General features: G+C 74.1%; 23 protein-coding genes. 11 read left to right on the forward strand and 12 right to left on the reverse strand.

Annotated features, from left to right (window positions below; genetic code table 11):
- Positions 1 to 78 precede the first annotated feature (78 nt).
- Positions 79 to 1,116 (reverse strand): medium chain dehydrogenase/reductase family protein, encoded by a 1,038-nt coding sequence (locus tag ABTY61_RS16045; protein WP_350505591.1) that lies wholly within the window; start codon positions 1,114 to 1,116, stop codon positions 79 to 81.
- A gap of 122 nt (positions 1,117 to 1,238) precedes the next feature.
- Between ABTY61_RS16045 and ABTY61_RS16050 the strand changes: the two genes are divergently transcribed.
- The gene (locus tag ABTY61_RS16050) at positions 1,239 to 1,880 is read left to right on the forward strand and encodes a TetR/AcrR family transcriptional regulator (protein ID WP_350505592.1); all 642 of its coding nucleotides are present in this window, start codon (positions 1,239 to 1,241) and stop codon (positions 1,878 to 1,880) included.
- Positions 1,881 to 2,019: 139 nt separating this feature from the next.
- On the opposite strand, the gene ABTY61_RS16055 is transcribed toward ABTY61_RS16050, so the two are convergent.
- Together ABTY61_RS16055 and ABTY61_RS16060 are read right to left on the reverse strand one after the other, a co-directional pair.
- Positions 2,020 to 2,793, reverse strand: a complete 774-nt coding sequence (locus tag ABTY61_RS16055; protein ID WP_350505593.1) for a maleylpyruvate isomerase family mycothiol-dependent enzyme — start codon at positions 2,791 to 2,793, stop codon at positions 2,020 to 2,022.
- Entirely contained in the window at positions 2,774 to 3,304 is a 531-nt protein-coding gene (locus tag ABTY61_RS16060) for an SRPBCC family protein (RefSeq protein WP_350505594.1), read from the reverse strand. Before ABTY61_RS16060 ends, ABTY61_RS16055 begins: the two co-directional genes overlap by 20 nt.
- Before the next feature lie 289 nt (positions 3,305 to 3,593).
- Here ABTY61_RS16060 and ABTY61_RS16065 point away from each other — a divergent pair, with 289 nt between their 5' ends.
- Positions 3,594 to 4,526 carry a LysR family transcriptional regulator gene (locus ABTY61_RS16065; RefSeq protein ID WP_350505595.1) on the forward strand — a complete coding sequence of 311 codons (933 nt, stop codon included), beginning with the start codon at positions 3,594 to 3,596 and terminating at the stop codon, positions 4,524 to 4,526.
- On the opposite strand, the gene ABTY61_RS16070 is transcribed toward ABTY61_RS16065, so the two are convergent.
- The 3 genes from ABTY61_RS16070 to ABTY61_RS16080 form a co-directional block, all read right to left on the reverse strand.
- Positions 4,495 to 4,890 (reverse strand): hypothetical protein, encoded by a 396-nt coding sequence (locus ABTY61_RS16070; protein ID WP_350505596.1) that lies wholly within the window; start codon positions 4,888 to 4,890, stop codon positions 4,495 to 4,497. The genes ABTY61_RS16065 and ABTY61_RS16070 overlap by 32 nt on opposite strands.
- A 101-nt stretch (positions 4,891 to 4,991) precedes the next feature.
- On the reverse strand, positions 4,992 to 5,762 hold the full coding sequence (locus ABTY61_RS16075; protein ID WP_350505597.1) for a GNAT family N-acetyltransferase: 771 nt from the start codon (positions 5,760 to 5,762) through the stop codon (positions 4,992 to 4,994).
- A gap of 58 nt (positions 5,763 to 5,820) precedes the next feature.
- Positions 5,821 to 6,225 (reverse strand): enoyl-CoA hydratase-related protein, encoded by a 405-nt coding sequence (locus ABTY61_RS16080; RefSeq protein ID WP_350505598.1) that lies wholly within the window; start codon positions 6,223 to 6,225, stop codon positions 5,821 to 5,823.
- On the opposite strand from ABTY61_RS16080, the gene ABTY61_RS16085 reads away from it, so the two are divergent.
- Entirely contained in the window at positions 6,203 to 6,355 is a 153-nt protein-coding gene (locus tag ABTY61_RS16085; RefSeq protein ID WP_350505599.1) for a hypothetical protein, read from the forward strand. The two genes, ABTY61_RS16080 and ABTY61_RS16085, sit on opposite strands and share 23 nt — an antisense overlap.
- A gap of 24 nt (positions 6,356 to 6,379) precedes the next feature.
- On the opposite strand, the gene ABTY61_RS16090 is transcribed toward ABTY61_RS16085, so the two are convergent.
- Together ABTY61_RS16090 and ABTY61_RS16095 are read right to left on the reverse strand one after the other, a co-directional pair.
- Positions 6,380 to 7,420, reverse strand: a complete 1,041-nt coding sequence (locus ABTY61_RS16090) for a hypothetical protein (protein ID WP_350505600.1) — start codon at positions 7,418 to 7,420, stop codon at positions 6,380 to 6,382.
- A gap of 467 nt (positions 7,421 to 7,887) precedes the next feature.
- Positions 7,888 to 8,889 carry a helix-turn-helix transcriptional regulator gene (locus ABTY61_RS16095; RefSeq protein WP_350505601.1) on the reverse strand — a complete coding sequence of 334 codons (1,002 nt, stop codon included), beginning with the start codon at positions 8,887 to 8,889 and terminating at the stop codon, positions 7,888 to 7,890.
- Positions 8,890 to 8,998: 109 nt separating this feature from the next.
- On the opposite strand from ABTY61_RS16095, the gene ABTY61_RS16100 reads away from it, so the two are divergent.
- Positions 8,999 to 9,553: a DinB family protein gene (locus tag ABTY61_RS16100; RefSeq protein WP_350505602.1), complete on the forward strand. Its 555-nt coding sequence runs from the start codon at positions 8,999 to 9,001 to the stop codon at positions 9,551 to 9,553.
- 70 nt (positions 9,554 to 9,623) lie between these two features.
- Here ABTY61_RS16100 and ABTY61_RS16105 read toward each other — a convergent pair whose 3' ends face one another.
- Positions 9,624 to 9,839: a heavy-metal-associated domain-containing protein gene (locus ABTY61_RS16105; protein WP_350505603.1), complete on the reverse strand. Its 216-nt coding sequence runs from the start codon at positions 9,837 to 9,839 to the stop codon at positions 9,624 to 9,626.
- 347 nt (positions 9,840 to 10,186) lie between these two features.
- Between ABTY61_RS16105 and ABTY61_RS16110 the strand changes: the two genes are divergently transcribed.
- Together ABTY61_RS16110 and ABTY61_RS16115 are read left to right on the forward strand one after the other, a co-directional pair.
- Positions 10,187 to 10,903, forward strand: a complete 717-nt coding sequence (locus ABTY61_RS16110; RefSeq protein ID WP_350505604.1) for a DUF3152 domain-containing protein — start codon at positions 10,187 to 10,189, stop codon at positions 10,901 to 10,903.
- 266 nt (positions 10,904 to 11,169) lie between these two features.
- Positions 11,170 to 12,090 (forward strand): glutaminase, encoded by a 921-nt coding sequence (locus ABTY61_RS16115; protein WP_350505700.1) that lies wholly within the window; start codon positions 11,170 to 11,172, stop codon positions 12,088 to 12,090.
- A 73-nt stretch (positions 12,091 to 12,163) separates the two neighbouring features.
- Here the strand turns inward: ABTY61_RS16115 and ABTY61_RS16120 are convergent, their stop codons facing one another.
- Positions 12,164 to 12,337: a hypothetical protein gene (locus ABTY61_RS16120; RefSeq protein ID WP_350505605.1), complete on the reverse strand. Its 174-nt coding sequence runs from the start codon at positions 12,335 to 12,337 to the stop codon at positions 12,164 to 12,166.
- 30 nt (positions 12,338 to 12,367) lie between these two features.
- Here ABTY61_RS16120 and ABTY61_RS16125 point away from each other — a divergent pair, with 30 nt between their 5' ends.
- The 3 genes from ABTY61_RS16125 to ABTY61_RS16135 all read left to right on the forward strand — a co-directional run bounded on the left by ABTY61_RS16125 (position 12,368) and on the right by ABTY61_RS16135 (position 17,368).
- Complete coding sequence (locus tag ABTY61_RS16125) at positions 12,368 to 13,810, forward strand: NHL repeat-containing protein (RefSeq protein ID WP_350505606.1); 1,443 nt, start codon at positions 12,368 to 12,370, stop codon at positions 13,808 to 13,810.
- 251 nt (positions 13,811 to 14,061) lie between these two features.
- A complete protein-coding gene (locus ABTY61_RS16130) occupies positions 14,062 to 15,408 on the forward strand; it encodes a DUF2254 domain-containing protein (protein WP_350505607.1) in 1,347 nt (448 codons plus the stop codon).
- A gap of 427 nt (positions 15,409 to 15,835) precedes the next feature.
- Positions 15,836 to 17,368, forward strand: a complete 1,533-nt coding sequence (locus ABTY61_RS16135) for a serine/threonine-protein kinase (protein ID WP_350505608.1) — start codon at positions 15,836 to 15,838, stop codon at positions 17,366 to 17,368.
- 3 nt (positions 17,369 to 17,371) lie between these two features.
- Here the strand turns inward: ABTY61_RS16135 and glmS are convergent, their stop codons facing one another.
- On the reverse strand, positions 17,372 to 19,198 hold the full coding sequence (glmS, locus tag ABTY61_RS16140; protein WP_350505609.1) for a glutamine--fructose-6-phosphate transaminase (isomerizing): 1,827 nt from the start codon (positions 19,196 to 19,198) through the stop codon (positions 17,372 to 17,374).
- Positions 19,199 to 19,346: 148 nt separating this feature from the next.
- Entirely contained in the window at positions 19,347 to 19,622 is a 276-nt protein-coding gene (locus ABTY61_RS16145) for a hypothetical protein (RefSeq protein WP_350505610.1), read from the reverse strand.
- Positions 19,623 to 19,816: 194 nt separating this feature from the next.
- On the opposite strand from ABTY61_RS16145, the gene asnB reads away from it, so the two are divergent.
- Both asnB and ABTY61_RS16155 read left to right on the forward strand, forming a co-directional pair.
- On the forward strand, positions 19,817 to 21,724 hold the full coding sequence (gene asnB, locus ABTY61_RS16150; RefSeq protein WP_350505611.1) for an asparagine synthase (glutamine-hydrolyzing): 1,908 nt from the start codon (positions 19,817 to 19,819) through the stop codon (positions 21,722 to 21,724).
- A 283-nt stretch (positions 21,725 to 22,007) separates the two neighbouring features.
- Positions 22,008 to 23,129, forward strand: coding sequence for a hypothetical protein (locus ABTY61_RS16155; RefSeq protein WP_350505612.1), 1,122 nt, complete (start codon positions 22,008 to 22,010; stop codon positions 23,127 to 23,129).
- The last annotated feature ends 104 nt before the right edge of the window (positions 23,130 to 23,233 follow it).

The raw sequence follows: 23,233 nt of genomic DNA on the forward strand, positions 1-23,233 counted from the left end.
TGGGCAGAGCTCCGATTCCGCTGCGGGAGAAGGAGGTTGGGGAGTCGGTCGGTCCAGCCCGGCCCGGCTGGACAGGGCCTACCGGACGATGACGACCTTGCCCGCGACGGTGCGCGACTCGGCCAGGGCGAGCGCGGCCGCGGCCTCGTCGAGCGGGAACTCCGCGGCGACCTGGGCGGTGAGGGCGCCGTCGGCCAGCAGGGCCAGCACCTGGGTGAGGTCCTCCCGCAGGCGGGCCCGGAAGGCCTCCGGACGGCGCCGGCCCGCCCAGAAGTTGTAGAAGTGCGCGGACCGGCCGTTGGGCAGGTGGTTCCACAGCGCCAGCCGGGCGAACAGCTTCAGCACCGGGAGCTGCGAGTTGCCGGTCTCGTCCTTGGTGGCGGCGGTGCCGTAGGACACCAGGACCCCGCCGCGGCGCAGCAGCCGCCAGGACTCCTCCAGTCCGGCGCCGCCGACGTGGTCGAACACCGCGTCGACGCCGTCCGGGGCGAGTGCGCGGATCCGCCGGTACAGGTCGGGGTCGCGGTAGTCGACCGGGGTCGCGCCCAGGGCGCGGACGGTGTCGTGGTGCCGTGCGGAGGCCGTGCCGATCACCGTGATCCCGGCGTGCCGGGCCAATTGGACCAGGGTCGAGCCGACGCCGCCGTTGGCGCCGAGCACGACGATCGTGGCGCCCCGGGCCACTTTCGCGGTCCGGTGCAGCATCTGCCAGGCCGTCACGCCGTTGACCACCAGGGTCTCCGCGTCGACGGCCGCCACCCCGTCCGGCACGGGGACGGCGTCGGCGGCGTCGAGCAGCAGGTGGCTGGCCCAGGCGCCGGTCTTGGTGACGGCGGCGACCCGGCGTCCGACCATCGCGGGATCGACGCCGGGGCCGGTCGCGACCACCGTGCCGACCACGTCGTAGCCGGGCACGAAGGGGAAGGGCGGCTGGTCGTAGTACTTGCCGCGGCGCATCTGCTGCTCGGCGAAGGAGACGCCGGTGGCGTCCATCCGCAGCAGGACCTGGCCGGCGGTGGGCGGCGGGAGGTCGCGGGTGCGCAGTCGCAGGCCGCTCGGCTCGACCTCGCCCGGCAGGACGACCTCGGTGGCGTGGGTGGCGACGGTGTCGTTCATGGCGTGCTCCGTTCGGTTCGGCGGTAGTGGCTCCAGTAGTGGCTACAGCCGTAAAGTTACACACGTAAGCTCACGGCGTGCAAGAGCTGGCTCCCGTAAGTTCTCACCTGTAAGCTCACACCATGGGAAACGAACCGAGCGCACCACCCGCCCGCCCCCGCAACCGCCGCGGGGAAGGCGCCCGCCTGCGCGACGACATCCTGGCCGCCGCGGTCGAACTGCTCGAGGAGACCGGCACCGAGACCGCCGTCACCCTGCGGTCCGTCGCCCGCAAGGTCGGGATCGCCGCCCCCTCGATCTACCGCCACTTCCCCGACCAGCCGGCCATCATGCTGGCCGTGGTGCAACAGGCCTTCGACGAACTGACGGCGCGGCTGCGGGCCGCCCTGGACACGGCGGGCGACGACCCCCGACAGCGGCTGCTCGCCGTCTGCCACGCCTACCTGGAGTACTCCCGGGAGCACCCCGAGCGCTACCGCACCATGTTCGGCGGCGTCTGGATGCCCGCACTCCAGGACAGCAGCGTGACGGCGGACGACATGCTCACCATCGGCCAGGCCGCGCTCCAGCTGCTCACCGAGGCCCTGGACGCATGCGTCGCCGCGGGCGCCTCCACCAGCACCGACCCGCACACCGACACCGTCGCCCTCTGGCTGGGCCTGCACGGGCTGGCCCACCAGCGGGCGTCGACGGTGGCCTTCCCGTGGCCCGACGGCATCGCCGAGCGGCTCATCGTCACGCTGGCGCACCTCAAGCCCGAATAACGGGACCATCGTCGGGCCCAGGGATGGCCCAACCCCCGACCCCGACGGCCCCCGCGCCGGCGACCGGCGGAGGAGCGCACGGCCGCCCCCGAGCCGCCCGCACGCCCAGCCGCACGCACGCCCACACGCCCAGCCGACCTCACTCCCAGCCGGGCACCGGCGGCAACGGCCAGCTCGGCAACGCCGACGGCACCGGCAGCGGGCCCGCCACCCGCAGTCCGGCCACCGGGCCGCGCCCGGCGAGCCAGCCGAGCAGCGCGTGCCCGGGGCCGCCGACCACCGGGCCCGTTCCGCCGATCGCCCAGCCCCGGCCGAGGTCCTCGGCCTCGATCCGGGCGAGCGGAACCGCCCGCGCGGCCAGCGTCGCGGCCGTCTCGGCCAGGGCCCGGCGGACGAACCCCTCCGGCCAGTCGGCCGGTGTGCGGCCGTGGCCGAGGTCGACCCCGTGCACCTCCAGCTCCCGCCAGGCCCGCCACAGCAGGTACCAGGCCGGGTGCCGCCAGCCCGCCAGCGCCGGGACGAGGACGCCCCGGCGCTCGGCGGGCAGCTGCGCCGCGTCCCGCAGCAGCCCGTCCAGGCTGTCCCGCAGGTCCGCGACCAGCGCCGCCGCGCCGCGCCGCGCGCCCTCGCGCAGCTGCCGGTCCAGCGTGGCGGCGTCGGCCCGCGGCCCGGGCGTGGTGCCGGTACCGGCCAGGGCGAGCATCCAGCGGTACGCGTCGGCGCTGCGGGCGAGGTGGGTGAGCACATGGCCCCGGCTCCAGCCGGGGAGCCGGGAGGGCTCGCGGGCCTGCCGGTCGGTCAGCGGCTCCAGCTCCGCGCACAGGCCTGCCGCCGAGGCCCGGACCGCCGCGAACAGCTCGTCGAAGTCCGGCGGCAGGTTGGCCTCCGACTCGTCACCTTCGATCTTCGGCAAGCGACTTGATGCCCTCCAAGGTCGCCGTCATGCCGGTCCGCAGCTCCCCGAGCCGATAGTCGACGATCTTCTCCTCGGCCTCGGGCCGGGCGTCGATGGCCCGGGTGACACCGCTGCTGCCCGGGCCGAGCACCACCGAGTGACGCACCCGGGTGCCGCCCTCCGCGGGGGCGACGTCGAACCGCCACCGGGCCAGCGCGCCGGCCGGCTCCGCCACCGGCGCGCCGTAGCGGCCGTCCGCGTCCATGACGGCCCAGGCGAAGGCGCGGTGCTCGGCCAGTTCCACCACCTCGGAGACCGTCCGCCAGTCGGGCATGCCAGCCCGGCGGTTGTACCCCTCGAAGCGGGCGCCCGGCGCGGGGCCGTCCGCGCCGTCCAGCCAGGCGGTCCGCTGGAGCTCCGGGCTGTGCCCGGCGGGCACGGCGATGTCGGTCACCAGCGCCCAGACCCGTTCCACCCCCGCCCGGACGAACACCTCGCACTCCGCGCCGGGACCATCGGCGTACCGCATTCCGTCTCCCCCCACTCCACTGCACTCCACTGCACTCCACTGCCTGAAGCACGCACGAGTTCGGGCACGCGCCGGTACGGGTCGACACCCGCCCCGCCCCCGCCTCTACGCGTCCGGAGCGCCGCGAAGGCAGCGGGCGGGTTGCCGCCCTCGTGCGGGCCCTGCCACCGATGATCGATCCTGTCGAACTTCCAAGTCAATCCACCGATTTCCTGGGAAACCCCCAAGCTCGGGCTTGGGTCCGGCCCCTTCTCGTACCATCCCGGATCCGGCAGTACCCTGGGCGCTCGTGACCCTCGACGACCTCCGCGTCTTCGCCGCCGTCTGCCGGGCCGGCTCGCTCAGCGCCGTCGCCCGCGACCTGGTGTGCAGCCAGTCCGCCGTCAGCCAGCACGTGAAGCGGCTGGAGCGCGAGCTGGGCCTCACCCTGATCGAGCGGCACCCGCGCGGCGTGGTGCCCACCCAGGCCGGACGCCACCTGCAGACCGCCGTGGCCAACGGCCTCGGCGGCATCGACCACGCGCTGCGGACCATCGCCGAGCTCGCCCGCGGCGAGGGCGGGTCGGTCCGGATCACCACCGGCGCCACCAGCATCCGGCACTTCATGTCCGCCGCCGTGGTGGACTTCCGCGAGCGGTTCCCGCAGGTCAGTCTGGAGTTCCAGACCGGGGTCTCCAGCCGCAACTGCCTGGAGGCGCTCACCGCAGGCCAGGTCGACCTGGCCTGGATCACCCTCGGCACCCCGGTCCGCGGGATCGAGCAGCGACCCGTCGCCGACCTGCCGTGGGTCCTCGCCGTGGCGGCCGGTGACCCGCTCGCCGACCGGGCGCGGATCGAACCCGTCGACCTCCAGGACGCCCGGCTCATCGGGCTGCCGCAGAACTCGGTCTCCCGCTCCCAACTCGACGACTGGCTCGGCAAGTCGGGAATCCGACCGGTCTTCGACACCAGCGTCACGGACTGGGACACCGCGATCCTGCTGGCCGAACTCGGCCTCGGCCACGCCGTCGTCCCCGCGCTCCCCGAGTGGCAGGGCCCCGGCCACCCCGGGCTGCGACTCGTCCCGCTGCCCGACCTGCCCGGCCTCACCGTCGGCTGGGCCGCCCGCGAGTGGGACACCCTGGGCCCGCTCGCCCGTGCCTTCGCGGACACCGTCGCGGCCCACTGCGGGCGGGCGGCGGCACCGCCGATCAGCCCTGGAGCCCCTCCTCGTACTCCCTGACCGGGCGGAGCCCACCGCCGCCCAGCAGACGGGCGACCGGCAGGCCCTCGTCGCGGGACGTCACCGCCGACAGCCGCTCGAAGTCCTCGGGCAGGACGTCCAGCAAGCCCAGCACCTGCTCGCCGGTCCGGACTTCCAGCACCAGCTCGCAGCGCAACTGGGCCGGCAGTTCCGGACGGTGGGACAGTCCGTGCCAGAGCACCGCCCGCAGGTAGTGCCGTCCGTCCGGCGCCGCGTGCACCCTCAGCCACGCCTGGTCCAGCCGCTGGGAGAGGCGGAGGTCGGCGGCGCGCTCCTCCAGTCGCAGCAGCTCCGGGGTGTCGACGGCCATCAGTTCACCGGGCAGGGCCCGTTCCGCGTTCATGCCCCCATCCTGGCGCACCCGCACCCGCACCATCACGTCCGTCCGGACCGTCAGTACCTCCGGACCGCCAGCACCTCCGGACCGCCAGCACCTCCGGACCGTCAGTGCGTCTGGAAGGACAGGCTGCGGCCGATCTCGACGAAGCCCCGGCGCGCGTACCACTCGCGCGGCCGGCCCTCCGCCTCCGCGAGCAGGAACAACCGGGGGATCCCGGCGGCCGCCGCCAGGGCCAGGCCGCTGGCGAGCAGGGTGTCACCGTGGCCGGCCCCGCGGTGCGGGACCGCGGTGACCAGGTCCTCCAACTGGGCCAGTCCGGCGGCCGGTTCGAGGTAGAGGTCGACGCAGCCGGCGATCTCGCCGTCCGCCGTCCGGGCGGCCAGGAAGTGCACCCGTTCGGCGCCGCGAAGCCGGGCCGGCCGGCGGTCGGTGAGCTGACGGCGCAGTTCCTCGTCCTCGAACCACTCCGCCTGGTGCCGCAGCACGGCCTCCCGCAGCTCGGCGAACTCCGAGGGGAGGGCCGCCGGTTCGGGCAGCGCGCAGCCCGCCGTGTCCCGGGCCATGACCACCACGGCGCTCCGCTCGTACCCGGCCCCGGCGAGCACCGGGGCGGCCCGCTCGCCCCACGCCTCGTCCAGCACGCTGATCGCGTACTGCCGGCGCTGCCCGAGCCAGCGCGCCGCCAGCCCGGGCAGGGCCGCCGGGTCGGTGCCCGGCCCGGTGACGATCAGCTGGTTGTGCTCGTGGGAGAGCACGAAATCCGGGTTCCGTACGGCGAAGACCCCGGGGAACTCGGGCAGTTCGACGACCTCGGCCGCCTGGCGACGGGCGAAGGCGGCATGGAAGGCGGCTACCCGCTCAAGCAGATCGGACATCCTGCCATGATCTCCCCGCCCGTCGCCGCCCGCCAAGCGATTAAGGCCTGTCCGGCGGTCAGCGGGCCCGCCCGGCCGACCGGTCGAGGAAGCGCTGGATGCCGTCCCGCACGCCGTCCGTCGGCACGGTGGCGGCGAAGGCCGCCGCCTCCACCGCCAGGCCCTCGTCGATCGGCAGGTTGATCCCCCGGGTGACCGCCCGCAGGCAGGCCGCCACCGCGGTCGGCGCGTACCGGATGATCCGATCCGCCAAATCCCTTGCCTTGTGCAGCAGTTCGGCCGCCGGGACGACCGAGTTGACCAGGCCCAGCTCGACCGCCCGGGAGGCCGGAACCGGGTCCCCGGTCAGGATCATCTCCAGCCCCCGCTTGCGGCCCACATGGCGCGGCAGCCGCTGCGAACCGCCGAAGGGCGGCGGGAAGCCGAGCGAGATCTCCGGTTTGGCGAAGCTCGCGTGCTCCACCGCCGACGCCTTCGCCACCACCCCCCACCACCCCAACGCCATCCGCCTCGCCCACGCCGACCCGCCGCTCCCCGACCTCGCCGACGTGCTCCGCCGGGCACGCGCCACCATCGAGTCCATCGCGCCGTGAAGCAGGCGGGCACACCCGGCGACGCTACGGATTCGGCGGCGCCTCGTGCAGATAGCCCGGGTCGAACCGGGCCAGCGAAGGCAGCAGGAGCGCGTCCGGTTCCGTGCTCCCCTGCCCGGAGGCCGGATCCGCGGGCTCACGCCCGTCCAGCCGAGCGAGCTGGGCCTTGGCCATGGCGAGGACATCGGAGGGCTCGGGATCGTCGTCGCGCGTGTAGGCCAGCCTCCAGTACACGCCCCTGCCCTGCTTCGTGGTCTTCCGCACGCACGACCGCAGACTGGCACGGGCTCGGACGGGCATCCCGATCCGGAGGAAGTGCTGTGCCAGCCACAGCTGGCGCAGGTCCGGCCGGCCGATCCGCAGCCTCATGAGTGCCCCGACATCCGGCTCCAGACCGGCGAGGACGGTCCGGCAGTGCAGGTAGAACAACTGCTCGTGGTCCAGGGCGGGATGCAGCTCGCGGGCCTGCATGAGGGCGTCGCGCACCTGCACCCGGTCACCGCCCTGCGCCACCCGGAGCAGGGCGAGGTACACCACCCGCTCCCGCACGTACGGGCAGCCGAGCTCATTGGCCTGGGCGAAGTGCCGGTCGGCCAGCTCCAGGTCCCCGTCCTCGATGGCCTGGTACCCGAGATCGCACCACCAGTCCGCCTCGGAGCGCAGCGGGCCCACCGCCATCAGCAGCTCGATCGGCGGGTGCTCCGGCTGGTACTCCATCAGCATGTTGCGCACCCGCGGGGCATTGCGGTGCTCCCGGAGGTGCGGTTCCCTCCGGTACAGATCGGTCAGCCGCTCGGTCAGGGACCGGCCGGTCGTGGCCAGGGACTCCTGCAACCGGTCGTAGGTGTCCCGCTCCAAGCGGACCGATCGACCGGAACGGATCCACCGGGCAAGCGCCTCGTCGACGAACTCGCCGCCCGCCAGGTCCAGTCCGTTCACCACCGCGTCGGCGAGCGCCGTCAGCGCCAGGTCCGAACACTCCTCCACCGCACGCAGCCACTGCTCACGTGCGAGCGGCAGCCGCCGAGCCCGACGCCGCTCCGGCAGGGCGAGGAGTTGGTGCACTCCCTTCAGCCTCAGGTCCGCCCTCAGGAACCTGCGGTCCGCCTCCCGGAACAGCCTCTTGATCCGCCACACCCTGACGCGTGCCACAACCGCCCCCGCCCCTCGTCCTTCCTCGTAACGCCCCTACGAAGCCCGCCCGTTCCGACCCCCGGCCGAGAACGGCATGGCATCACCCCACTCCCGGAACGCCCGCCCTTCGACCGCCCCACCCCCATGAGCTCGATCAGCCGGGAGGCATCCGCGCCCGGCGGAAGCTCGACAGCGACGTGCCGGTCACCGTTCCATTCGCTCAGCAGGCCCGCCGCACCGATCCTGCCCCTGACGCGCCCGACCGCCCGGGGCCGGTCGAGCCGGCGGCAGGGTCGGCACCGAATCGTGGCGGACGATGTACCGGCTCACATGCTCTCACCGGCTGTGCCCACTTCGGCACTTCCCGCCCCACACCGGAAGTCGACCCGCCCGACTTCCTACTCCACCCGCTCCGCCCGCTCCGCCCCCGCTGGTCCCGCCGCCCCCGCTGCCCGCGCGAAGCGGGCGGACCACTCGGCGACCAGGTCCCGCAGTTCGGGCGGGTGGACGACCCGGAACTCGGCGCCCAGGGAGCCCAGAGCCATCGCGGGCCAGTCCAGGGAGTCGGCGGTCATCCGCAGTCGGCAGCGGGCGGCGTCGACGGGTTCGACATCGCCCCAGCGGCCGATGCGGGCGCGGACCCGGTCGGCGGGGGCCTCGACCAGGGCCTCGACCCGGTTCGGCCGGGGCATGCCGCTGAGGCCCGCGCGGACGAACTCGGCGGCGTCGGCGGCCGGGAGGGGGCGCGGGGCGAAGCGGGCGCCGGTGGCCCGGGCGGCGGTGAGGCGGTCCAGGCGGAAGGTACGCCAGTCGCCGCGGTCGAGGTCGTAGGCGACGAGGTACCAGCGCCGGTCGAGGCAGACCAGCCGGTGCGGCTCGACGTGCCGTTCAGTGCGCTGCGCGGAGGCGGCGGTGTACGAGAAGTGCAGCCGTTCGGCGTCGCGGCAGGCGAGGGCGACGGCGGTGAGGACGTCGGGGTCGACGCCGGAACCGGCGGAGGCGCCCCAGTCGACGGGGACGGTCACGGCGCGCAGTGCCTCGACCCGGCGGCGCAGCCGGGCGGGCATCACCTGCACCACCTTGGCCAGGACCCGTACCGACGCCTCGGCGACGCCCTCGACCGGGCTCTCGGCGGCCGCCTGCAGTCCGACCGCGAGGGCGACCGCCTCCTCGTCGTCGATGACGAGCGGTGGCAGGGCCGCGCCGGCGGCCAGCTGGTAGCCGCCGTCGACGCCGCGCTGGGCTTCGACCGGGTAGCCGAGTTCGCGCAGCCGGTCGATGTCGCGGCGCAGGGTGCGGACGGAGACGTCGAGCCGGTCGGCGAGTTCCTCGCCGGGCCAGTAGCGGTGGGTCTGGAGCAGGGAGAGCAGTCGCAGGGTCCGGGTGCTGGTGTTCGCCATGTCCCGATTCTGTCCGGAATTCAGGACAGGAAGTGACCGCAATGGTCGTTAGCGTTGTCCTTGTCCGAGGGAGCAGGAACCGAGCAGGACCGAACGGAAGGCCAGCACCATGACCACGAACACGAACACCACCACCCCCGCCGCCACCACCCCCGTCACGGGCGAGCGCGCCGACCTCCTGGTCGCGCTGGAGAAGCAGCGGCACTTCCTGCGCTTCACCACCCGCGACCTCACCGACGAGCAGGCCGGCCTGCGGACCTGTGCGAGCGAGCTGTGCCTGGGCGGCCTGATCAAGCACATGACCTCGGGCGAACGCAGCTGGACGAACTTCATCGTGCAGGGCCCGTCCGCGATGCCCGACTTCGCGGCCATGACCGAGGCCGACTTCGCCCGCCGCGCCGACGAGTTCCGGATGCTGCCCGGCGAGACGCTGGCCGGGGTCCTCGCCGAGTACGCCGAGGTGGCCCGTCGCACCGGCGAGTTGGTGGCCGCCCTGCCGGACCTGGACGCGACCCAGCCGCTGCCGCGGGCGCCCTGGTTCGAGGCGGGCGCCGAGTGGTCGGCCCGCCGGGTCCTGCTGCACATCCTCGCCGAGACGGCCCAGCACGCGGGCCACGCCGACATCATCCGCGAGTCCCTGGACGGCGCGAAGAGCATGGGCTGAGCCGGGCGGGGGGTCTGCCGCGCCGGGCGGCGGACCCCCGGCGCGTCCGGGGCGAGCGGGACCGGCCGCGTCAGACCTCGCCGACGAGGGTGAAGCCGGCCCCGTCCACCGCGCTGCGGACCGCCGCGGTCTCCAGCGGCTGGGCGGAGGCCACGGTGACCCGGCCGCTCGGCGCGTCCGCGACGACCTCGGTGACCCCGGGGATGGCGGCGAGCCCGGCGCTGACGGTCCTCTCGCAGTGGCCGCAGCTCATGCCGTCGACGGTGAGGACGGTGGTGATGGACATGACGGTGCCTCCGGTATCGGGTCGTACGGGGGATCGACGTGGTCGACCAGCACCACAACAGCCGATTCCGACGGCGATCCCCAGGAACACGCCGCACGGGTGGCACCTTCGAGTGGTTCCGGGAACCGGCGCCGCCGCCCGCCCGACAGGAGCCCCCCTACCCGGGCGTCGTGACGAACGTCTCGACGCCCGCCTGAACCCCTGGCCGCACCCCTAGCGTTCCTCCTGATGTACCCCGCTGTGAGCCCGCCCAGGAGCCGCACCACCGCCATGACCGACACCACCACGTGCCCGACCCTCCGAATACGCCGGCCGCACGGCCGCACGGCGAACGCGGGCAGCGGCCGATGACGGCGGCCGCTGCCCGCCTCCGCCGTTGGAGGCCCTGGAAGCCCCGGCGGCCCTGGCCCGCCGCGCTCGCCCTGGCGCTGGTCGCGGCCGTGACCGCCGGCCTGGTCCGGTGGCAGCCGTGGCACAGCGACCCGGCACCGCTGGCCTTCACCACGGCCCCCGGCGGCTCCGCCCGCTTCGGCACCGGGGAGCACCTGTACCGCTACAAGGTGCGGGTGGAGAACGGCATCGCCGAGAGCCCGGAGCAGTTCGCCGCCGAGGTGGACGCGATCCTCGGCGACACCCGGCGCGGCTGGGCGGCCGGGAACACCGCGTCCTTCCAGCGGATGCCCGCCGACCCGGTGGACTTCACGGTCTACCTGGCGACCCCGAAGTCCACCGACCGGATCTGCGGCCAGTACGGGCTGGACACCGGCGGTTGGGTCAACTGCGGCGTCCAGCACCAGGTGGTGATCAACCTCACGCGGTGGCAGGAGCTGTCCGAGTTCTACCGGGGCCGACCGGAGCTGTACCACGCGCTCGCGGTCAACCACGAGGTCGGCCACATCCTCGGCAACGGCCACGTCGACTGCCCGGGCCCGGGCGCCCCGGCGCCGGTGATGATGCAGCAGATCAAGGGCCTGCACGGCTGCGTCCCGAACGGCTGGCCCTACTCGGACACCGGCGCCCTGCTCACCGGCCCGCCCCTCCAGGCCCCGACCGACGCACCTTAGCCCGCCGTCGGACGGCTGACAGCCGCTACCGCAGGTCGGGCCCCGCGAAGGCGCCGGTCCCGTCGTCGACCATGCGCAGCAGGTCGCACGATTCGTCGCCGGCGGTGATCAGCACCGGCCGCCGTTCGTACCGGCTGCACCGCGGCACTCCACCGAACACGGATAATCACTGGTCGGACCGGGCGCCGCCGCACCGCGGCGCCCGGCCGGGACCGTGTCCGTACCGTCCGTGCGTGGAGTGAAGAACCTTGTTCGATGTGGAGAACCTGGACTACCCGGTCCTGCTGGCGGCCGCCGAGGCGGCCGCCCGGGCGACCACGGGCCGGGGCCGCGTCGCCGACTACATCCCGGCCCTGGCCGAGGCCGACCCGGAGGCCTTCGGCATGGCCGTGGCCACCGTCGACGGCGGGCTGCACGGGGTCGGCGACTGGGAGCGGCCGTTCTCGATCCAGAGCGTCTCCAAGCTGTTCTCGCTCGCCCTCGCCCTCGCCTACAGCAGCGACGGCGGCGACGGCCTCTGGCGGGGCGTCGGCCGCGAACCCTCCGGGAACCCCTTCAACTCGCTGGTCCAGCTGGAGACCGAGCACGGCATCCCGCGCAACCCGTTCATCAACGCGGGCGCCCTGGTGGTCACCGACCGCCTGCACTCGCTGACCGGTGACGCCTCCGGCGCCGTACGGGAGTTCCTGCGCCGCGAGTCCGGCAACCCGCTGCTCGACACCGACCCGGTGGTGGCCGCCTCCGAGGCCGAGCACGGCCACCGCAACGCCGCGCTCGCCCACTTCATCGCCAGCCACGGCAACCTGCGGAACCCGGTCGACACCGTGCTGGAGCACTACTACGCCCACTGCGCGGTCGCCGCCAGCTGCCGCGACCTCGTCCTGGCCGGCGCCTTCCTGGCCCGCTACGGCGTCCGCACCGACGGCACCCGCCTGATGACCCGCAGCGAGGCCAAGCGGATCAACGCCGTGCTGCTCACCTGCGGCACCTACGACGCCGCCGGCGAGTTCGCCTTCCGGGTCGGCCTGCCCGGCAAGAGCGGCGTCGGCGGCGGCATCCTGGCGATACTCCCCGGCCGCGCCGCGGTCTGCGCCTGGGGCCCCCGCCTCGACCAGGCCGGCAACTCGGTCGCCGCCGTCACGGCCCTGGACACCCTCACCACCCTCTCGGGCTGCTCGGTGTTCTGACCGGGCCGCCGGCCTGGTCGAGGCCGGCCCGGCCCGGTCCCACGGGCCGGACGGACGGTTGTGCAACAAAGTGTCAGTAGTCCATGCTGGCCGCATGCATCGCCACGCGCACCTGAGCCGTCGACTCGACGTCGACCTCGGGCACGCGTGCTCGGCGATCTGTCACCGCGCGCTCTGACGCGGTGATCAGCCCGGCGCCCCCGGCGCCGTCGGGAACCCCCACCCGGGCGATCACGTGCACCGCCACGCCGTCCACTGCTCCTCCCGACTCCTCCCGATGGGGGCTCCCTTGCGCATCGCGCTGCCCGCACTCCTGACCGCCGCCCTGCTGGCCCTCGCGGTCCCAGCCCACGCCGACACCGGCCCGTTCGGGCCGCTGCCGCCGCACAACCCGTACGCGGGGCCCGACGGCACCGCCACCATGCACGGCGACACCGGCTCCTCCGACGCCACCCCGCTGCCCGGCCCGAAGCCCGGCCCGCTCGAGTCCGAGCGGGTGGCCCTGCAGTCCGCCTGCCCGACCGTGCTGGTCGGCTCCGACGGACGCCCGGTCGCACTCTGCACCACGATCTTCGGCCTCGTCCCGACGGTCCACCTGCTCGACCCGGCCGACGGCGAATCCGTCGCCGAACTCCCCATCGCCAAGGGCTCGTTGCTCGGCGGCGTGTACGCCTACCTGGACCAGGACGACCGCCTCGTCGTGGTGGACGGCAACCGCGACCTGCTGCGGATCGGCCACCACCGCACCGCCACCGGAGCCTGGGCCCTGACCGTGGACAGCCGGCTCTCGCTGGCCGGCGCCGTGCCCGACGGCGACGCCGTGACCGGCCTGTCCCCGGACTGGCAGGGCCGGGTCTGGTTCGCCACCGGCGGCGGGGTGGTCGGCACCGCCGACGACCGCACGGGCACCGTCCGCGCCCTCGCCCTCCCGGCCGGGGAGAAGGTCGCCAACTCCATCTCCACCGCACCGGCCGGCACCCTGGTCGCCACCACCCACGCCACCTACCTGCTGACCGCCGACGCCGACGGCACCCCGCGCGTCGCCTGGCGGCGGCCGTACGACCGCGGGCCCGGCCGCAAGCCCGGCCAGCTCAGCTGGGGCACCGGCTCCACCCCGACGTTCTTCGGCCCGCACACCGGCACCGACTACGTCACCGTCGTCGACAACGCCGCGCCGACCGTGCACCTGCTGGTCTACCGGACCGCCGACGGCTCCCCGGTCTGCTCCGTCCCCGTCCTCAAGGCGGGCGGCAGCGGCAGCGAGAACTCCCCGATCGGCGCGGGCGACGCCGTCTTCGTCGCCGGCACCTACGGCTACCCGTACCCCAAGCTGCCCGCCGACGCCGGCCCGAGCGTGCCCGCCTCCGGCCGCTTCTCCGGCGGCCTCAGCCGGGTCGACGTCCGGTCCGACGGCTCCGGCTGCGACCTCGTCTGGGACACCACCGTGCGCTCCGCCGCCGTGCCGAGGCTCTCCACCGGCGACGGCCTGATCCACACCGTGCTGCGCCGGCCCGTCATCCCGGGCACCGACGCCACCTCGATCCTCGACCCCTACGACTACGCCGAGATCGACCCACGCACCGGAGCCGTCACCCGCACCCACCGCCTCGGCGTGGGCTTCCTCTTCGACACCCTCCAGATGGTCGGCTCGATCGCCCCCGGCGGCGTGGTCTACCAGGGCACCACCACCGGCATCCTGCGGATCAGCAGCCCCGGATAGCCCCCCGGCCCGTCACCACGCCCCCGGCTCGTCGCCACATCCCCGGCTCGTCACCACAACCCGGGCGGGCCGGGCTCGGTGCTGTCGACGTCGTCCTCGACCCGGCAGACGTCGTGACTTCGCCGCCGGACCCAGGTTCGTTCCCGTCCGCGGGAGAGCCCGCCGCTCCCCCGCGCCGGTGCGCGGCCTGGAGCCTAGGGTGAATACCCGAGGGGTTTCCACCAGGTCGGCGGCGTTCGGAGGTGGGCGAGGTGATCCGCGGCGTCCACCTGGAGGCGCAGTGGCGGCGCGAGGCGCTGCGGACCAACCTGTGGGTGGTGCCGGTCCTGGAGGTGGCCTTCGCCGGGGCGCTGTTCGCGGTCACGGTGTCGCTGGACCGGGGGGCCTACGACGGCACCCTGGCCCTGCCGTCCTGGGTGATCAGCGGGACGGCGGACGCGGCGCGGCAGATCCTGGCGGCGATCGCGGCGGCGCTGATCACCGTGGTGGGCGTGGTCTTCTCGATCATGATCGTGACGCTCACCCTGGCCTCCACCCAGTTCGGCCCGCGGATGCTGCGCACGTTCATCCGGGACCGGACCACCCAGATGACCCTGGGCACCTTCGTCGGGACGTTCGTCTACGCGATCCTCGCGCTGGTCGCCATCGGCCCGGGTCCGAGGGGCGACTTCGTGCCCCACCTGTCGATCACCGTCTGCATGGTCCTGGTGATGCTCGACCTCGCGGTGCTGATCTTCTTCATCCACCACATCGCCACGTCCATCCAACTGCCCCGGGTGATCGCGAGCATCGCGGCCGAGCTGTCGGAGGCGATCGAGGCGGGCGGGGGCGGGCCGGACCGGCCGGCCGGGGGCGGGGCGGGGCCGACGGCCGCCGAGCTGAACGCCCGGCTGGACACCTCGGGGGCGACGGTGTCGGCGCCCGCCAGCGGCTACCTCCAGTTCGTCCGGCACCGCACGCTGGTCCGGATGGCGACGGAGCTGGACGCGGTGATCCGGCTGGACCACCGCCCGGGCCACTTCCTCGTCCAGGGGCACCAGTTGGCCACCGTCTGGCCGCCCGAGGCCGCACCGGAGGTGGCCCGCAGTTTCGCCCGCGCCCATGTGGTCGGCTCGACCCGCACCCTCGCCCAGGACATCGCCTTCGCCGTCGACCAGCTGGTGGAGATCGCCATCCGGGCCCTGTCCACTGCGGTCAACGACACCTTCACCGCCCTGACCTGCATCGACTGGCTGGGCGAGGGCCTGTGCCGGATCGCCGCCCGGTGGAACCCGAACCCCGTCCACCGCGACGAGCTCGGCTTCATCCGGGTGATGACCGTCCCCGTCAGCTACGAGCGCCTGGTCCAGCGCTCGTTCGAGAAGATCCGCCAAGCGGCCCACGGCATGCCCGCCGTCCTGATCCGCCAGCTCGACGCGCTGGCCGAGATCATGGCGGAGACCCGCACCGAACAGCAGCGCCGGGTCCTGCTCGAACAGGCGGAGATGATCGAGCGCGTGAACCGGGAGACCGTCCCGGAGGCCGCCGACCGGGAGGACGTCCGGCGGCGCTACCTCGCGGTCCTGGCGGCGTACGCCCGGGCGGGCAGGACCGACTGACACCGGGGCGTTCCGGGGAACGGGAACCGAAGCGCGGGACTCGGTAGCGTTACGTGGACATGGCATGTACGCTGCGTATCGCTGGTTGAACACGCTGCGGGCCTGGTCGCCACTCCGTGGGGGGAGTCACGCCCAGGCCCGATCGCCGGCCCGGGGCCCGGCTGTGCTTCGTGGGGGAGCGTCAGCCGGGCCCTTCGGTGGGTCTCCGTCGTTATGCCCAACCGGACGCTGTTTCAGTCATGACAACCCGTCCGGCATCGCGAAACCGCGGCGCCCCGCCCCAGCGCTGGACCTCCCCGGCCTGCTCGGCCTGCTCGCCCTCCTCGGCCGACGCTCCGCCGGGCCTCCTCCCTCCCCCGCTGCGGCCGACCGTCCGGCTCTGCCAGACTGTGGCGGACCTGCACGCGGCGGAACGGGGGGCCGGAGGGTGACGGACAGCGGGGACGGCGTCGGCGGGGGCACGTCCGTGACCTCGGCGGGGCGGCTGGTCGGCGGCCGGTACCGGCTGGCACGGCGGCTCGGGGCCGGCGGCTTCGGCAGCGTCTGGCAGGCCCACGACGAGGTGCTCGGCGTGGACGTGGCCGTCAAGGAGGTCCGGCTCCCGCCCGCCGCTTCGCCCGAGGAGCACGCCGAGCGGCTGGTGCGCGCCCAGCGGGAGGCCCGGCACGCGGCCCGGCTGCGCGACCATCCGAACGTCGTCGGCGTCCATGACGTCGTGGTCGACGGCGGCGTGCCGTGGACGGTGATGCAGCTGATCGTCGGCCGCTCCCTGGAGGACCGGATCTCCCGGGACGGCCCGCTCCCGACCGCCGACACGGTGACGGTCGCCGAGGCCGTCCTCGCCGCGCTCGGCGCCGCGCACCGGGCGGGCATCGTGCACCGCGACGTGAAACCGGCGAACATCATGCTGGCCGACGACGGCGGAGTGCTGCTCGCCGACTTCGGGATCGCCGTGCAGCAGGACCAGACCGCGCTCACCGCCTCGGGCGCCTTCATCGGCTCGGTCGACTACCTCGCCCCCGAGCGCGCCCACGGGAGCCCGGCGGCCCCGGCGGGCGACCTGTTCTCGCTCGGCGCCACGCTCTACCAGGCCGTCGAGGGCCGGCTGCCGTTCCGCCGCGACACCCCGGTGGCGACGCTCACCGCGGTGCTGTTCGAACAGCCGCCGCCGATGGCCCAGGCCGGCCCGCTGGCCCCGCTGATCAACGGCCTGCTGGAGAAGGACCCGAACGCCCGCCTCACCGGCGACCAGGCGGCCGCCCTGCTCGCCGGGCAGCGGCCCCGGCAACCACGGCAGCCGCACCTGCCGGCCCAGCCCTCGCACCCGCCGACCGCGCTCGCCACCCAGCCGGTCGCCCCGCCGACCCTCCCCGTCAAGCCAGGACGGTCGGCACCGACACCGACCGGTCGGCGGAAGCGCCTGGCGGCGTCCGTCATGGTGCCGGCCGGGCTGCTCCCGCTGTACGGCGTCTCGATGCTGCTGACCGGCGGCACCGCCGACGCCCGGCTCGGCGACAGCACGGGCAGGGTGCTGCAGCGGTCCTACCCGCTCCACGCCGCGCTCGGGCTCGACGGGTTCCCCGGCATCGGGCAGGGCACCCTGTTCATGCCCTGGCCGTGGCTCGTGCCCGCCCTGCTCGCCCTCGTCTGCGCGGTCGTCCTGCCGCACCGCCCGTCCCCGGCCCTCCGGAGCTTCGGCTACCTCTGCGCCCTGCCGCTCCCGTTCATCCTCGCCATCGTGGACTTCACCACGCGCCCCCGGGACCTGGACATCTTCCGCAGCCTGCCGCCCGCGGTGCTGGCGAGCCTCAAGCTGTCCTTCGGGGCGGGCTGGTGGCTGCTGCACGCCGCCGCGGTGCTGACCCTGGTCGCCCTGATCGGGCAGCACGTCCGGACGGCACGCGCGAACCGGGCCCCGGTCGTCCGCACAGCGACCGGGGCCCGGGGATCCAGCGGCTGACGGCTACTCCACCGTCACGCTCTTCGCCAGGTTGCGCGGCTTGTCCACGTCCCGCCCGAGGGCGACCGCCGCGTGGTAGGCGAGCAGCTGGAGCGGGATGTTGAGGAGCAGCGGGTCCAACTCGGGCTCGCTCTTGGGGACCAGGATGCAGTGGTCGACGAGCTTGTCCTCGGGCCGGCGGTGGGCGACGGCGATGACCCGGCCGGAGCGGGCCTTGATCTCGCCGAGCGTGGTGAGGTTCTTGTCCAGCAGCTCGTCGTCCGGAACCAGCGCCACGGTGGGCAGTTCAGGGCTGATCAGGGCCAGCGGGCCGTGCTTGAGCTCGCTCGCCGGGTAGGCCTCGGCGTGGACGTAGGAGATCTCCTTGAGCTTCTGCGCGCCCTCCCGGGCCACGGGGTAGCCGCGGACCCGGCCGATGAACATCATGCCGGTGGAGTCGGCGTACTCGGCCGCGAGCTTCGCGATCCCGTCGCTCTGGTCGAGCACCTCGCGGATCTGGTCGGGCAGCGCCTGGAGGGCGGAGACGATCCGGCGGCCGTCGGCGGGCGAGAGGTCGTGGATGCGGCCGAAGTGCAGGGCGAGCAGCGCGAAGGCGACCACGGTGGAGGTGAACGCCTTGGTGGAGGCGACGGAGACCTCGGGCCCGGCGTGCAGGTAGATGCCGCCGTCGCACTCCCGGGCGATGGCGCTGCCCACGGTGTTGACGACGCCGAGGACGCGGCCGCCCTTGCGCTTGATCTCCTGGACGGCGGCCAGCGTGTCGTAGGTCTCGCCGGACTGGCTGACCGCGACGTACAGGGTGTCGGCCTCGATGACCGGGTTGCGGTAGCGGAACTCCGAGGCGGGCTCGCTGTGGGCGGGGATCCGGGACAGCTCCTCGATCAGCTGGGCGCCCATCTCGCCCGCGTAGTAGGCGGATCCGCAGCCGAGGATCTTCACCCGGCGGATCTCGCGCAGTTCGCGGGCGTCCAGGTTGAGGCCGCCGAGGTGGGCGGTGGCGAAGCGCTCGTCGAGCCGGCCGCTGAGGGTGCGCTCGACCGACCCGGGCTGCTCGTGGATCTCCTTGAGCAGGTAGTGCTCGTAGCCGCCGGTGTCGAAGGAGTCGATCTCCCAGTCGACGGTGGACGGCTGGCGGTGGGTGGTGCGGGCGTCCGCGGTGAAGGTGCGGAAGCCGTCGGCGCGGACGGTGGCGAGTTCGCCGTCCTCCAGGTGCACGACCTGGCGGGTGTAGCGGACCAGGGCGGAGACGTCGGAGGCGGCGAACATCTCCTTCTCGCCGATGCCGAGCACGATCGGGCTGCCGTTGCGGGCGACCACGATACGGTCGGGCTGCTCGGCGTCGAGCACGGCGATGCCGTAGGTGCCGACGACCCGGCCGAGCGCGGCGCGCACGGCGTCCTCCAGCTCGACGCCCTCGGCGGCGTGCGCGGCGATCAGGTGGGAGAGCACCTCGGTGTCGGTCTCGGAGCGGAAGACGGCGCCGTCGGCGGTGAGCTTGGCGCGCAGTTCGTCGGCGTTCTCGATGATGCCGTTGTGGACGACGGCGATCCGCTCGGCGTTGTCCAGGTGCGGGTGCGCGTTGGCGTCGCTGGGCACGCCGTGGGTGGCCCAGCGGGTGTGGCCGATGCCGGTGCCGCCCTTGAAGCGGGCCGGTACGGCGGCGGCGAGGTCGGCGACCCTGCCCTTGACCTTGCGCAGCTTGAGCCCGCCGGTGCGCCCGGCGACGGCGACGCCGGCCGAGTCGTAGCCGCGGTACTCCAGCCGGGCCAGGCCCTCCAGCAGGAAGGGGGTCGCGTCCTTGGGGCCGATGTAGGCCACGATTCCGCACATGCGTGGACTCCTCCAGAGCAGTTGACGAGCGTTGACGAGCACTGACGGGCGTTGACGGGCGTTGACGGGCCCGGTGACGGGCGCAGCCGGCCCCGGGGCGGGCCGGCCCTGCCGGCGCGGCGCGGCCGTGGGGGGCCGGCACCGCCGCTCAGCCGTAGACGATCCGGCGCAGCTGACGGGCCGAGAGCTCCGGCGCCGCGACGCGGCGGGCGGGCAGCTCCTCGGCGAGCCGGGCGAAGATCCGTTCGTTGGTGAGGCCGCGTGCCTGGAGCTCGCCGTGGCGGCGGCGGACGTACTCCTCGGTGGTCTCGGAGAAGTAGGCCAGCACCTCCGCCACGACCCGCGCCGCTTCCCGGGGCCCGAGCGGGCTGGTCCGGGAGAGGTGGGCGAGGAGGTCTTCGTGAGGGTGGGGTGAGCTCGACACGAATGAGAACTCTAGGTCGGTCCGCTCGCCGAAGCCAAAGATCTTGCCCGAATTCGGGCAGGCTTTACGACTTTCAGCCCGGGCAACCCGCCGGACCCCCTGCCGTCACCTTCCGGACAGGCTCTTGATGCCGTGACGAGTGCGCCCGTAGCGTGACCCCCGCCACACTCACCCGAAGACCGGAGGGCTTGCTGATGTGCGGGATCACCGGATGGGTCGCCTTCGACCGCGACCTCACCGCCGAACGGGCCGTCCTCGAAGCCATGACGGCCACCCAGGCCTGCCGCGGCCCGGACGTGGGCGGCGTCCACCTGGAACCGCACGCCGCGCTCGGCCGGCTGCACCTCACCAGGACCGGCACCGGCACCGGGACCGGCACCGGGACCGGGAGGGACGCCAACCCCGACACCGACCCCGACGGCGGGGAGCAGCCGATATCCGTCGAGCACGACGGCCGCCCGCTGGCCGTGCTCAGCTTCACCGGCGAGCTCCACAACCACCGCGAACTGCGCGCGGAGCTGGCGTCGGCCGGGCACCGCTTCCGCACCCGCAGCAGCGCCGAGGTCGTGCTGCACGCCTACCTGGAGTGGGGCGAGGGCCTGGCCGAGCGGCTCAACGGCGCGTACGCCTTCGCGGTCTGGGACGCCCGGCACGAGGAGCTGCTGCTGGTCCGCGACCGGCTGGGCGTCAAGCCGCTGCACTACCACCCCACCCCGGACGGCGTGGTGTTCGGCACCGGGCTCGGGGCGGTGCTGGCCCACCCCGCGGTCCGCGCGGTGGTCGACCTGGACGGGCTGCGCGAGCTGCTCTCCTTCACCCGCACCCCCGGCGCCACCCCGTACCGGGGCGTCCACGAGGTGCGGCCCGGGCACCTGGTGCGGGTGCGCCACGGGGGCGTCACGGTGCGCCGCTACTGGGCGCTGGAGGCGCGCGAGCACGTCGACTCGCTGGAGTCCACCGTCGCCACCGTCCGGGCCCTGCTGGACGACATCGTCCACCGCCAGCTGGATTCGGACCTGCCGCTCTGCTCGCTGCTCTCCGGCGGCCTGGACTCCAGCGCCCTCACCGCGCTCGCCGCGAAGACCCTGCGCCAGGCGGGGGCCGGCCCGGTGCGCAGCTTCGCGGTGGACTTCACCGGCCGGGACGAGGAGCTCCACCCCGACCCGGCCCGCTCGACGCCGGACGGCCCGTACGCCCGGATGCTCGCCCGGCACGTCGGCGCCGACCACAGCGTGATCGAACTGGACGCCGCCGAGCTCACCGAACTGCGCCGCAGCCGCGCCGTGCTGCGCGCCCGGGACCTCCCCGGCGGGCTGGCCGACCTGGACGTCGCGCTGCTGCTGCTCTTCCGCCGCGTCCGGGAGCGGGCCGCCGTCGCCCTGTCCGGCGAGGCTGCGGACGAGCTGTTCGGCGGCTACCCCTGGCACCACGACCCGGCGGCGATCGCCGCCGACGACTTCCCGTGGGCGGCCCGGCTCGACGGCGGCCTGGCCGGCCCGGGCTCGGCCCCGCGCGAGCAGCTGCTCGACGCCGACCTGGTGCGCAAGCTCGACCTGGCCGGCCACCGCCGGGCCCAGTACCGGGAGGCGCTCGCCGAAGTCCCGCACCTGGCGTCCGCCGACCCGACGGAACGGCGGATGCGCGAGATCTCCTACCTCGACCTCACCCGCTTCGCGGGTGTGCTGCTCGACCGCAACGAGCGGATGAGCCGGGCCGCCGGGCTGGAGGTGCGGGTGCCGTTCTGCGACCACCGGCTGGTCCAGTACGTCTTCAACACCCCGTGGGCGATGAAGAACGTCGACGGGCGGCAGAAGAGCCTGCTGCGCGCCGCCGTCCGGGATCTGCTGCCGGACGCGGTCGCCGACCGGGTGAAGAGCCCGTACCCGATCACCGCCGACCCGCGCTACCCGCAGCTGCTGCGCGCCGACCTCGCCCGGCTCGTCGACGGGCGGAAGTCCCCGGCCCTGGAGCTGCTGGACCGGCGGCGGCTGGCCGACGCGCTCGCACCGGACACCGACCCGCAGTCGGTGCGGCTGGGCGTCGACCTGGCGCTGGACCTCGACGTCTGGCTGACGGACCACCGGGTGACGCTGGAGCTCTGACGCCCCGGTCCGCCCCGCTCCTCCCCGTGGTGGCCGGCCCGCCACTGGGCCGTTCGGGTGAACTCCGGCAACCGGAAACCGCTGCTGACGGTTGACCACCCCGAACGGGGGGGTCGGCCGTCAGCCCTTGATCATCGGGAACCGGCCCGCCCCGCCGGGGCGGCGCGGCGATGCGGTAGCGTCGCCGACACCTCCCGAATGGCGGGCGAAAACGCGGATTCCCGCTCCCCTGCCGTCAGGATGGGAGCGAACCGTTCACGTCGATCCGCCGGGGGATCCCGTCATGCAGCCGCGAATCTTCGCGATTCTCACCGCCGTGCTCCTGGGCGTCCTGGGCCTGGGCTCGGTGGCCGTCACCGACTGGACGCCCGCCGCGGCCTCCGTCGCCCCGGCCGCCGGCGGTCCAGCCGCGGGTCCGGGCGCCGGCGGCCAGCCGGTCACGGCCGGCGCCGCGAGCGCCGGCCCGACCGGCGACCCGGCGGTGTGGACCCGCTCGACGCTGCGCAACAAGATGATGGCCGAGATGGACGCCACCGACCCCGGTGTCGCCCTCGCCGACCTCGACAAGATCACCAAGGAGAAGCCGTACACCGTGCGCTTCTGCCACCCGATCGCCCACGAGCTCGGCCACGCGGCGGTCAAGCGCTTCAACGCCGACTTCCAGAAGGTCATCTCCTTCCCGCACGAGACCTGCGCGGCCGGCTACCTGCACGGCGCCGTCGAGGAGATGCTCAACGCCTCCACCCAGCCCGAGGTGGACCTGCTCAAGCTGTGCGCCCCCAAGAACAGCGGCCCCTGTATCCACGGCGTCGGCCACGGCACCATGTTCGTCGCCAAGCAGGACGTCGCCAAGGCGCGCGACCTGTGCAACAAGTTCACCAGCGACCAGAACCGGATCCGCTGCTCCGAGGGCCTGTTCATGCAGCTCTTCGGCCCGGACGAGGAGGACGAGCAGGCCAAGGCCAACCTGCCCGCCGACAAGCTCGCCCAGGACCCGCTCTACCCGTGCAAGGACCAGCCCTCGCTGTTCCAGTCCGCCTGCTACTTCTACGCCCCGACCTTCTACCTGTCCTCGCACGACTACCCGAACCACCCCGAGGTCTACGCCGACGCGCTCAAGTGGTGCCTCAACGGCAAGGCGAGCGGCGGAGCGGTGGACTGCAGCCGCGGGGTCGGCTCCCGGACCATGAAGTACAACCTGGACCGCGAGGACTGGGCCGCCCAGCAATGCGCCACCGCGGCCGACGGCTGGCAGCGCAAGGCCTGCGCGGAGGGGCTGGTCAGCTACTACACGGTCAACTACACCGACGGCGGCGCGGCCGGGCGGCTCTGCGCGAAGATCACCAACAAGGAGATGCAGGGCTACTGCCGCTCGGCGAGCGGACTCTCCGCCTCACTCGACTGATCGTCCCCATCCCCGTCCCAGCCTCCGGGCCCGCGCCGCACGGCGCGGGCCCGTTCCGTAGCATCTGCTGATCACGGTGCGCCGAGGACGCCGCGCCTCCCCCG

Origin of the sequence: Kitasatospora sp. NPDC096128 (assembly GCF_040303105.1) — a bacterium.
Lineage (GTDB): Bacteria > Actinomycetota > Actinomycetes > Streptomycetales > Streptomycetaceae > Kitasatospora.